Genomic DNA, 12,099 nt, shown 5'->3' with positions numbered 1-12,099 from the left:
CATTCGCCGTAGGCACCCCCTATTAGCAGACAACTCACCTTACTAAATCTCACACAGTATTTTATCCAGATGAAACCACCCAAGACACTCACCACGATCATTGCAGCTACCTGTACAAGCATCACTGCATGGGCCGAAATTACGCCTCAGCCTGCCTTCTCCGACGAGCTCCAGCCTGAGACGATTGTGAAAGTTGCCAGTGCCGTAGCCGACTGGCAGCTCGCCAACCCCTACGAGCGAGCCGACTGGGACTGGACCGAGGGAGCACTCTGGACCGGACTGCTCGCCCACGCCCAAACAACGGGTGCCCAAAAATACCGTGAAGCGCTTCTCAAGGTGTCTGCCGACCTCAACTACCAGCTCGGACCCCGCCCCCACTTTGGTGACGACCACTGTGTCGGCCAACTCCACCTCTGGCACTACCTCCGGGACGAACTGACACATCAGCTCGAGCCCACACGCCGTGGCATGCTCCGCTTCGCAGACCGACCCCACGATGAGTCCTTACTCTGGGTCAACCACATCCATATGCGGGAATGGGCCTGGTGCGACGCTCTGTATATGTCTCCGCCAACCCTCACCATGCTCTACGCGGCAACAGGTAATGAGCTCTACCTCGAAAAACTCGATGAACTCTGGTGGAAAACCTCGGACTACCTCTACGACAAGGAGAGCCAACTCTACTTCCGCGATTCCAAGTACTTTGAACCTCGTGAAAAAAATGGAGAAAAAGTCTTCTGGTCACGCGGCAACGGATGGGTCTTTGCCGGACTCTGCCACGTTTTGCAATACCTCCCCCATGATCACCCGACACGCCCCAAGTATATCGAACAATTCAAGCAAATGGCAGCGAAACTCAAAGCCATCCAGCAAGCCGACGGGTCTTGGCGAGCATCGCTGTTAGACCCCGCAAGTTACCCGAGCCCGGAGTCCTCCGGAACTGCCTTTTTTACCTATGGTTTTATCTGGGGAGTGAACAACGGCTTCCTTGACGAAAAGACCTACCTCCCGGCAGTTGTCAAAGGCTGGAAACGCCTCGTGCAAAATGTCCACCCCGATGGCAAGCTTGGCTTTGTTCAACCGATCGGCCAAGACCCGCGAACCGTCAGCTATGAACAAACTGCGGTTTACGGTGTTGGAGGCTTTTTACAAGTGGCGCATGAACTGCACAAACACCTGATTCTCAAACAATCCAGCACCGCCAAGCTTCAAGCTCAAAACCCGGACAAGGATGTCCGACTCAATGAAGTTGTCAGCGTACCATGGAAAAAAATCACCACACTGGTGCCCAAGGCAAACGCTGAGAACATCGCCGTCCGGGACAGCGTCAGTAGCTATTTCCTGCCTTGTCAGGTGGTGGACAATAATCAGGACGGAAGCCCAGACGCCCTGCTTTTCATCAGCGATTTCACCCCTAACGAAAAACGAACTTTCCAAATCCTCGCATGTGGAAAACTCAAACCCCGCCTCGAGCAGAACCCGATGCTCGCCCGCTTTGTTCCCGAACGTAAAGATGACTTTGTCTGGGAAAATGACCGCATCGCCTACCGAGCATACGGGCCGGCACTCGCCGCAGAAAATGCCCGTGGTGGCATTGATGTCTGGACCAAATCCGTTCGTCGTCCGGTGGCCAACGAATGGTATGCCAAAGGTGACGCCCACTACCACACCGACAACGGCACCGGACTCGACGGCTATAAGGTCGGGAGTTCACTTGGCTGCGGAGGCGTCGGCTATCTCGACAGCAAAGGCAAACTCCATACCAGTCCCGTGTTTGCCAAACAGACAACGATCGAGCAAGGCCCGGTGCGTCTAAAATTCAAACTCACCTACCCTGCCATTCAAATCGGCGAAACTGAAATTACCGAAACACGCACGATTACCATGTTACGTGGTCAGCACCACTTTGAAGTCAACTCTTCCTTCCAAATCAAAGGCGACGCCAAGGGGATCCGCCCTGTCACAGGTCTCGCTCGTCGCAGCCCGAAACAGAAAGCCAGCGCCTATAGCGGACACTTCTTCGGATACTGGGACCCCATCATGGAAAAAGAGAATCACGGGCACATCGGCACCTTTATCATTCACAGCACCGGCAAGAGCCCCTCCTACAAAAATAAAAATCACATCCTACAAATTCTGGCCAAGGACCTGAACAAGCCAGTAAGCTTCCATGCCGGAGCGATCTGGGGTAAAGCCGAAGGCCTCGATCCTGCAGGCTTTGAACGCCATCTATTTCATCAGGCGCACGCCATTACGCACCCCATCCTTGTCCAGTAATCAGAACCTCTGACAACACACCATTTACAACCCATTAATTATGAATAGCCACACCACCCGCTGCTTCGACGCCATGCGCCATGCTGATACCCAGCAACTCCGCGACTCCTACATCCTCGAAGATTTGTTCAACATCAATGAGCTCCAACTCGTTTACACTGATCTGGACCGTGCCATCGTCGGCTCGGCCGTTCCCACGGACACACCTCTGACCTTGAAAGCTGGCGACCAGTTGCGCTCTGACTATTTTTGTCAAAGACGTGAACTCGGCGTTATCAACTTCGGCAACAAGGGATCGATCACCGTCGATGGAACCAGCTACCCACTCGAAAAACTGGAATGCCTCTACGTCGGCAAAGGAAGTCAAACGATCAGCTTCCAATCGGAAAATGGCGAAGCACCAGCACAGTTTTACCTTCTCAGTTACCCAGCACATACCAGCTACCCGACCGCCCACGCAAAAATCGAGGATGCCAACAAACTCGAGCTCGGCTCGCCCGAAGAATCCAACGAACGCCACCTCTACCAATACATCCACGAAAACGGTCTCCAATCCTGCCAGCTTGTCATGGGCTTCACCGTGCTGCAATCCGGAAGCGTCTGGAACACCATGCCGCCACACACCCACGACCGCCGCTCAGAAGTTTACTGCTACTTTGACATCGCCGAAAACCACCAAGTGGCACACTTCATGGGTAAACCTCAAGAAACCAGAGTGCTTTGGATGCAGGAAAAACATGCCGTGCTCTCCCCATCCTGGTCGATCCATAGTGGTGCCGGCACCGGCTCCTACTCGTTTGCCTGGGGCATGGGTGGAGAAAACCAACGCTTCGACGACATGGACGGATTTGCCATCACCGAGCTTCGTTAATTTCAATATCCTAGAGTCATGAAGCTATTTAATCTGGAAGGAAAAACCGCCCTCGTCACCGGTTGCAAACGAGGCATCGGCATGGCTATGGCCAAAGGGCTCGCCGAAGCCGGAGCCAACATCATCGGTGTCTCTGCCAGTCTTGAAAAAGACGGTAGTGCCGTGGAAAAGGCAGTGACTGATCTGGGTCGTACCTTCACCGCTTATACCTGCGATTTTTCCGATCGCGCTGCCGTCAAGGCGTTCACCGCACAAGTCCTCAAAGAACACGGAGCTCCTGACATCCTGGTCAACAATGCAGGAACCATCATGCGCGCACCCGCTGCCGAACACCCGGACGATTTCTGGGACCAAGTCATTGAGGTCAATCTCAACGCCCAGTTTGTCATCAGCCGTGAATTCGGGGCCGCCATGATCCAGCGCGGCAGTGGAAAAATCATCTTCACTGCCTCCCTGCTCACCTTCCAAGGGGGGATCACCGTGCCCGGCTACGCAGCCTCCAAAGGAGGCATTGGCCAACTGACCAAAGCCCTTGCCAACGAATGGGCTGGCAAAGGCATCAACGTCAATGCCATCGCTCCCGGTTACATCGCCACCGACAACACTCAGGCCCTTCAGGAGGACCCGGTCCGTTCTGAACAAATCCTCTCCCGCATCCCTGCCGGGCGTTGGGGTAAACCCGAGGACTTTGTCGGTCCTGCTGTGTTTTTAGCTTCGGAGGCAGCCAACTACGTCAATGGAGAAATCCTCGTCGTCGACGGAGGCTGGATGGCGCGCTGATGAGGAATGGCGGAATCATAGGACCTCCTTCAACCAGCGTTCACTTAAGCAAAACCCTAGGTTGAAAAAACCTGAGCCTTGCCTGGGTTCTAAACACAAGTCTTGGAGTCTTGGAGTCTTGGAGTCTTGGAGTCTTGGAGTCTTGGCGTCTTGGCGTCTTGGCGTCTTGGCGTCTTGGAGTCTTGGAGTCTTGGAGTCTTTGCGTGAACTCATATGATTTCGTATTCTCCCGTCAAAATCGCAAGGTCACCAAGCAGACCAACCACAATCAACTAATCCTCAGCGGTCTATTACCGATTCAGCCTCAGTCACAAAGCCTCGCTCATAGGGTTGACAAAGCCCCAATTTCCACTTAGCACCCCCCCGTGCTCATCATACGTAAACTCACCAAAACACTCGGCGGACGCACCCTCTTTGAGGATGCAGATATGACCATCAACTGGGGCGAGCGTGTTGCCCTCGTGGGTCCCAATGGTGCCGGCAAGTCCACTCTTTTTAAACAGATTCTCAAGGAAGATAAGCCGGACAGCGGCAAAATCGACCTCGATGAATACGCCATCACCGGCTACCTCGCTCAGGAAGCAGGTGACCCGGGTGATGAAACGATTCTCGAAATCGCCATCAGCACCACGCCCGAAATGGCCAAAGCGATCCGCACCATGCGTGAACACGAAGCGGCCGGCACCACGGATGATGCCGACTACCACGCTGCCCAAGACCACTTTGATGCCAACAACGGCTACGCTCTCGAACCCAAGGCAAAAAAAATCCTCGCAGGCCTCGGCTTTGAGGCCGATGCCTACGACCAGCCCGCCAACAAATTCTCGGGAGGCTGGATCATGCGTGCCCACCTTGCCCAGCTTCTGGTCAAGGAGCCCGATTTGCTGATGCTCGACGAGCCCACCAACCACCTCGACCTGATGGCCCTGATCTGGCTTCAGCGGTATCTTAAAAACTACCCCGGTGCCCTCTTGATGATTTCGCACGACCGCGACTTCATGGATGAACTCATCGAAACCGTCTACGAGATCGACGAAGAAAAGCTCATCTCCTACACCGGCAACTACACCTCCTACCTCGAACAGCGTAACAAACGCTACCAGCAAAAGGTGCAGGCCTACCGGAACCAAAACAAGGAAATCGAACGCGTGCAGGAATTCATCGACCGCTTCCGCTCGGTCACCTCCAAGGCCGCCCAGGTGCAAAGCCGGATAAAGACACTCGAAAAAATGAAGCGCCTGCCGAAACCCATCGCGCCACGCAAGGTCTTCAAATTTTCCTTCCCCCAGCCAAAACGTTCCAACCAAAAAGTCATCGAGCTGGAAAAAGTCCACAAAGCCTACGGCGACAAAGTCATATACGAAAGTCTCGACCTCACCATCGAACGTGGCGACCGCATGGTGCTCGTCGGCCCGAACGGTGCCGGTAAATCCACCCTGCTGAAAATCCTCGCCGGACAGCTTGAATTTGACAGCGGAGAGCGCAAATGCGGCTACAACACCAACCTTGGCTACTACTCCCAGCACCGGACCGAGTCCATGGACGAGGCCAATACCGTGCTCGAAGAAGTCATGGCCAGTGGTGGCGACATGCGTGAAGATGAAGCCCGTTCCATTCTGGGATCCTTCCTCTTCCGCCGCGCCGATGTACACAAAAAAGTCCGCGTGCTTTCCGGTGGTGAAAAATCCCGCCTCAATCTGGTCAAGTTCCTGGTGAACCCTCCCAACCTCCTGCTGATGGACGAGCCCACCACCCACCTCGATATCATTTCCATCGAGGCTCTCGTCCAGGCACTCAAACACTACGAAGGAACGCTGGTGTTCATCTCCCACGATGTCCACTTCATCCGCAACCTCGCCGATACCACCCTGCACGTCGATAACGGTAAACTCACCCGCTACGCCGGCGGTTACGACTACTACCTTGAAAAATCAGGACTCGATGACAACCGCGGCGCGGTAACCTCCTAAAGTGCCATCACACATCGCTCTTTTTGAGCCAATCATACCATTTGATCAGTTAAATTGGCTGAATGGCACTGAAGGTTTTCGATTTTAACTAGGCGCAAGGAAGGCGCATAGCGGGCTATGCAACAACCAAGCGGAGCGAGATAGCCAATCCCGAAGGGGTTGCCCGAAGGGTGCGAGCGGCGGCGAGCAGCAAACGCGCAACAACGGTAAAATCTAAAAGATTCAGTGCCCCCTTGCCATTCAGCTTGCTGACTGATTCATCATCTTAAACTCAAACCATTCTGCCAATTTAACTGGGAGAGTGGTATCATTTCTTCAAGCCGCAGTCCAATCAGGTCCGCGGCTTTTTTACAACGCCCGGTCACAGCTAAAAACAATGACCCGCTTTCCCATGAAAAGCGGGTCATGAAATGCGTTTGTGCTACGAGGGCTACTTTCTGCGGCGCAGGGTGAGGGCCAGACCTCCCAATGCGAGTAAGGCAGCTGAGCTTGGCTCAGGGACAGCAATCAAGGCAATTTCACCCATGGTGCTAGTATCCAATGCAAAATGAGGATTCAATACAGCCGGATCAAGGGTCAATGAAGGAAGATCACCCAGAACCAGATTTTCACCTCCTACCAAGGCTCCTTCATAAGTGATGAAGACCCACCGTGTATCCTTAGCCACAGCATTGAATGCAGCCAACTCAGTGACATCCACCTTAACCGTACCTTCAAACTCGAGATTTCCAGCAACCGTTATCAGGTCGTTCACCGAACTTCCTGTCGTATTGTCTGCTCCATTCAATTCGATATCCAGTGTGGAGCCATCAAAGAGAACCAGTGCTCCGCCATAGCTCATCGTGCCCGGGCTCATGCCTGGGGCAATGGTTCCGCTTACGCCGACATCACCCACAATGTCACCCGATCCGGATAGAGTCTGACCAGCACCAAGTGAAAAGTCTGTAACAGCTGAAACATCAAATTCCGCTCCACTATCGATGGCGATCGTTGGTGAACTCGCAATCGAACCACTCGCTCCGAGAACGAGCGATCCCGCTTTGATATGAGTATCTCCGGTATACGTGTTCGCATTCGTTAAATTCAACGTGCCTGATCCTGTTTTTTCAATTCCATAATCACCACTGATCACCCCACTCACAGTTCCTGTATCCGACGAACTATGAGGAGTCAGACGACTATCGCCAGCCAAAGTAACCGCCCCACTTATGTTCGAGTCATTACTAAAGCGTACAGCTCCGAGTTGACCCGCGGCTTCGGTGACCCCCTCTCCGTTCAATGTCACTGCGTTACTCAGGGCCCCTCCTGTCAGCCACAGCTGTCCGCCATCGGCAACCGTTACAGAGCCAGAACCAACACGGTTCCCGCCGCTCATATCCACATTAGCCCGGGCTCCATCAATCGTCGTATTCCCGGCAAAGCCACTATTATCTCCAGTTAGATTCACATGAGAGCCATTGGTTCCGTTCCCTAATAAAGTCAGCGTTCCTGATCCACTGATATCATTAGCGAGTGTGATCGTATTGGACCGGTTCACAACTAAGGCGCTATTATTGATAATTGCCCCTACCACGCTACCTGCGGTACCGCCATTACCAAGACTGATAGTGCCCTCATTGATGACCGTCCCGCCTGTGTAAGTGCTAGCCTTCTGAAGCTCCATGGTTCCCAGCCCCGTTTTGGTTACGCCTCCACCGTTCTCCAACTCGGTGTTGACGATCAAATCTCCCGCGGAGTCACCACTTGCATCAGCGACATCGAAGGTAATGATGCCGCTTTCTAGGGCAACACCGTCTTTAGCGCTCATTGTTGATGCTCCTGTTCCTCCTACTGTGATTGTTGAGTTAGGACGGATAACAAAGTTTTCACCTGCGTATGAACCAGATGAGGCCTCAGTTGTCCAAGTGGCTCCACTGAGCAAGCTCATGTCCCCAAACTTATTGTGATTACCGTTACTCATTGTAAGCGTGCCACTGTCAATAATCACAGCAGCGCTTGAACTGTTGCGAAGGAAGATATTGGTAGCACGTAACTCCATGGTGGCACCGGCATTAATGTGCACCTCCGATCCTGCATTCAGTTTTTTACTCATGGCAAACACCCCGCCATTAATGATGGTATCACCTCCATAAGTCGCATCATTCCCCGACAAAAGCAGTGTTCCGTCACCCGTCTTAATCAAGCTGCTGCCAGCATAACCACCCAAATCCCCGATTCCTCCGGAAACATTCAGGTCGACCCCACTGCCACCATCCACATCTGCCACATCGAACGTCACCGTATCCCCAGTGCCAGCATTCCTCACCAAAGTGACTTTCGACGTAATCGTCGAGGCGCTGGTGCCTTCTACACTCAATACCGCATGGCTATGAAAACCCATGCGGAAATCACCACCCGTCACTTCACCCCCATTTTTTAATGTAAGGTTATTGATATACTGATCCCCAACAATTTGAAGCTCTCCACCATTCACCGTCATATCGGTTGAATAGCCCGCATTAAAAGCTCCTGTCAACTTGAGCACACCATGATCGCTTACTTCAATCGCCGCTCCCGAAAAATAACCTCCTGAGCTCGCATAACCTATGTTCCCTCCATCCAATTCAACCGTTCCGGCATTAATACTCAGACCTCCAATCGTCCCTCCATTGCCACCACTCCGATTGAATAAAACATCCCCCTTTGAGGTTGAGTTCATCTCAAGCGTCGTTTCAACCGCCAAATAACTTGAGTTATTCCCGTCACTGAGATCCGTCCCAAGCAAGTTTGAGTCAGGCTTGTACCTTGCCCAATTCGCCTGAGCATAAATATCATCACCGACCTGGGTCAATTCCACACCCACACCTTTCAGCCAAACATCGTCATGGACCTGTAGCTGATACGTAGTAGAGACGCCCGGTGTAAATAACTCGGCTGACCCTGTCAGAGGAGTTCCTGAATTGATGGATGGACCTCCCAACATGCCACCCGCGGCATCAATATCAGACAAGGTTTTTCCCGCCCATATCAATTGGGGTGTCGAGGTCAACGTAGAATTAAAAGTCGTCGTATCATAGGCTCCATTAATGGTTAACACATGAGCCCCTGATACCTGACCGGAAACCGTGAGCTGCTGACCGTCTCCCACAGCCCAATCTTGATCAGCCCCCAACACCACATTGGTTGCCAGGGACATATTGAGTGCCGCTGCCGACATCTCAATGCCATCTGAACCGATGGTAAGAGCCCCTGCTCCGGTTACATCAATATCCGAAAGAGCATCGGCCACCTTGATACCAGACCATGAGACATTCGAACCGATCGTCAGGCCAGCCCCCAAAGACCCAGTCTGCCAAGTAGCGATATCATCTGATCCGGGAGCCGTGCCGCTCCAGCTAACTCCGGCATTAAGATCTGTTCCAGCTCCATCCTTGACGACGTCTGCGGCAAGACTCATTCCCATTGAAAGAACAAGCGACGCGCTGGACAGAATCCAAATCCGTGGCCTACGTGGCTGATTGAAGAAGGGTGAGAGTTGTATTTTTTTCATAGTGGATCTGTTCGAACGAGAGGGATTGATATAGTCCATTAAAGTCGGCTAGAACTACATAGAATATCAACAACCACGTCAAGACAATCCTTCTAACTCATTCTCGTGCAAGATCCATTGATAATGGACGATAGAAACCGCTACTTCAACTTACCCCTGCCCATTATTCGAAAACGATTCCGTGCAATTGAAATGCAATCTCAACCTACGAACGAACATATTTTGATTTCTTTGATTCGCTCATTTTCTATGGCAAGTTTTGACTACAAACGATGAAACACAACGCATGTCTTTTACAAGAATTGGCTCAATTAATGGCCAGAGACCCAAGCCTCAAAGCGATTTGGCTGGATATAAATCATCACAAAGTTTCCTATGCCTTTCAACCTGGAGCAAACAGCACGGGTTCGGGAGAACTTCTCGAAAAAGTCCTCACACGCCACCAAAACACTTCACTCCCACCTTGCCCTGATGCCCTCCAGGAAGGTCAGTGGCACGCACTTTGTGAAATGTGTAAACATGGTAATCAACAAAGCTTACCTGTGGGTATTCGTATGATAACTATGCCCGACGCAGGCATCATGCTGGAGAAAGATTTCTGCCCAACCGCACCGAAATTCTGGAGATGTAATGACATCTCGGGCATCCAAATCAAACCACGACAAACCGTGCTCAACCCGAATCGGGAGCATTCACACGGTATTGAAGATCACGATCACCATGGCCACCACCACGGTCACCATCATCACCACCACGATTGGAAACCTCAACTGCTGAGTGCCGTCATCTGCGGTGTATTGGGAGTCGCCGCCTGGGTCATCGGCAGTCAGGCAACACCCGATCGCCACATTCTCTCGATCGTTTTGTTTATGGCATCCTTCATTGCGGGTGCCTGGTTCCCGGCGCAGGAAGTCTGGGAACTCCTGAGGAAACGTATTGTCGATATTCATTTTTTGATGCTTGCTGTTGGAATCGGGGCCGCAAGCATCGGCCACTGGGGAGAAGGTGCGGTTTTACTTTTTTTGTTTTCCTTGAGTGGTGCGATGGAAGCTCTGGCCATGGCCAGAACCGAACGGGAAATCCAAGGGCTATTCAAAGAAGCGCCAAAACAAGCAACCCGGATTGATCTGGAGGGGCAAGAGTCTGCGATCGATGTTGATAAGATTGCAACGGGCACCTTGCTTCGAGTGCGCCCCGGCGAGCAATTCCCTGTGGATGCCAAAGTCATTTCAGGTTCCAGCTCAGCGGATGAATCCACCCTGACCGGAGAATCCATTCCTGTAGACAAATCCCTCGGAGATAAAGTATTCAGTGGAACCATCAACACCTGGGGGATGATTGATTGCACCGCCATTCGTCCAGCCAACGAAAGCGCGCTGGCAAAGATCATCAAACTGATCCGGGACGCGCAGGAGAGCAAGGCTCCCTCACAGCGTTTCACTGATAAATTTGGTACCGGCTACACCTATGCCGTTCTGGCGGCCAGCACGCTGATGTTTCTGATCTGGCATTTTGGCTTTGGCCTACCGGCATTCATCAGCACGGAATCAACATCATCCGCTTTTTACCGGGCCATGACCTTGCTGGTTGTTGCTTCACCCTGTGCGCTGGTCTTGTCCATTCCCTCCGCCATTCTAGCGGGTATTGCGGCTGGTGCCCGGGGCGGGGTTCTCTTTCGTGGTGGGATAGCAATCGAAGAGCTCGCCGAAATCGACCACGTCGCCATGGATAAAACCGGCACCTTAACATCCGGGGAGCTGGAAATCGTCACGGTGGAGTCATTCCCACCAGGGAACGAACAGGAGGTGCTCAACATTGCCGCCACCCTAGCCCACCAATCAACCCACCCGCTCAGCCGTGCAATTACCCGACATTGGAAAGAGCAATTCCCTCAGAAGGAGCTGACATCCAGCAGTGGGTTTCGCTCGCTTACCGGTATGGGAATCGAGGGTCACATCAACGGTCAACACCTGAGTCTGGGGCGGCGCGACCTCTTCATCGAATCATGGGAAAACATGCCCGAACTCCCCAGTATCGGCATCACCGAGACTCTGGTCGGCAATCAACAGATCCGGGGACGTATTCTACTGCGTGATCAAATCCGACCGCAAAGCGCCGACTTGCTCACCAAACTCGACCAAGCAGGACTCAAGGTAACGATGCTCACCGGCGACCGCAAGGAATCCGCCCGCAAAGTCGCCGATGAAATTCACTTGCGTGATTTTTTGGCAGAGCTCCACCCCGAGGACAAAGTCGCCGCCATCCGTTCCTGGCGCGACCAGGGTGAACGCGTCGCCATGATTGGTGATGGCGTCAATGATGCACCAAGCCTTGCCGCTGCGGATGTCGCCGTTGGCATGGGCATGCGCGGCTCCGATGCCGTGCTCGAACAAGCTGACGTCATTCTCATGCAGGACCGATTGGAAAACTTCCACTACGCCTACACCCTGAGCCGAAAAGCCCGAAGTATTATCCATCAGAATCTCGTCATCTCGCTCGGCGTCATTCTGGTGCTGGTGCTCGGGGCCTTGGGTAGCTTCCTCCCCCTCACTCTGGGCGTGATCGGACATGAAGGCAGCACCGTGGTCGTTGTGCTCAATAGCCTGCGCCTCCTCTTCCACCGTAAAGTGGAAGCACCAGCAAGCACCAAGAGGCTCGCCCTGTGATTGAGT

6 protein-coding genes are annotated in these 12,099 nt (G+C 52.9%); 5 read left to right on the top strand and 1 reads right to left on the bottom strand.

What is annotated here, in order from left to right:
• Nucleotides 1-69 precede the first annotated feature (69 nt).
• The 4 genes from HW115_RS08220 to abc-f all read left to right on the top strand — a co-directional run bounded on the left by HW115_RS08220 (nucleotide 70) and on the right by abc-f (nucleotide 5,898).
• Nucleotides 70-2,277, top strand: coding sequence for a glycoside hydrolase family 88 protein (locus HW115_RS08220; protein WP_178932102.1), 2,208 nt, complete (start codon nucleotides 70-72; stop codon nucleotides 2,275-2,277).
• Nucleotides 2,278-2,317: 40 nt separating this feature from the next.
• Complete coding sequence (gene kduI / locus HW115_RS08215) at nucleotides 2,318-3,148, top strand: 5-dehydro-4-deoxy-D-glucuronate isomerase (RefSeq protein ID WP_178932101.1); 831 nt, start codon at nucleotides 2,318-2,320, stop codon at nucleotides 3,146-3,148.
• Nucleotides 3,149-3,166: 18 nt separating this feature from the next.
• A complete protein-coding gene (locus tag HW115_RS08210) occupies nucleotides 3,167-3,928 on the top strand; it encodes an SDR family oxidoreductase (RefSeq protein WP_178932100.1) in 762 nt (253 codons plus the stop codon).
• A 365-nt stretch (nucleotides 3,929-4,293) separates the two neighbouring features.
• Nucleotides 4,294-5,898 (top strand): ribosomal protection-like ABC-F family protein, encoded by a 1,605-nt coding sequence (abc-f, locus tag HW115_RS08205; RefSeq protein WP_178932099.1) that lies wholly within the window; start codon nucleotides 4,294-4,296, stop codon nucleotides 5,896-5,898.
• Between the two features lie 430 nt (nucleotides 5,899-6,328).
• Here the strand turns inward: abc-f and HW115_RS08200 are convergent, their stop codons facing one another.
• Nucleotides 6,329-9,427 (bottom strand): autotransporter-associated beta strand repeat-containing protein, encoded by a 3,099-nt coding sequence (locus HW115_RS08200; RefSeq protein ID WP_178932098.1) that lies wholly within the window; start codon nucleotides 9,425-9,427, stop codon nucleotides 6,329-6,331.
• 563 nt (nucleotides 9,428-9,990) lie between these two features.
• Between HW115_RS08200 and HW115_RS08195 the strand changes: the two genes are divergently transcribed.
• A complete protein-coding gene (locus HW115_RS08195; RefSeq protein WP_178932097.1) occupies nucleotides 9,991-12,093 on the top strand; it encodes a heavy metal translocating P-type ATPase in 2,103 nt (700 codons plus the stop codon).
• The last annotated feature ends 6 nt before the right edge of the window (nucleotides 12,094-12,099 follow it).

Origin of the sequence: Oceaniferula marina, from assembly GCF_013391475.1 — a bacterium.
GTDB lineage: Bacteria > Verrucomicrobiota > Verrucomicrobiia > Verrucomicrobiales > Akkermansiaceae > Oceaniferula > Oceaniferula marina.
Note: the sequence above shows the minus strand (reverse complement) of the source record. Positions and strands in the feature narration are given on the sequence as shown.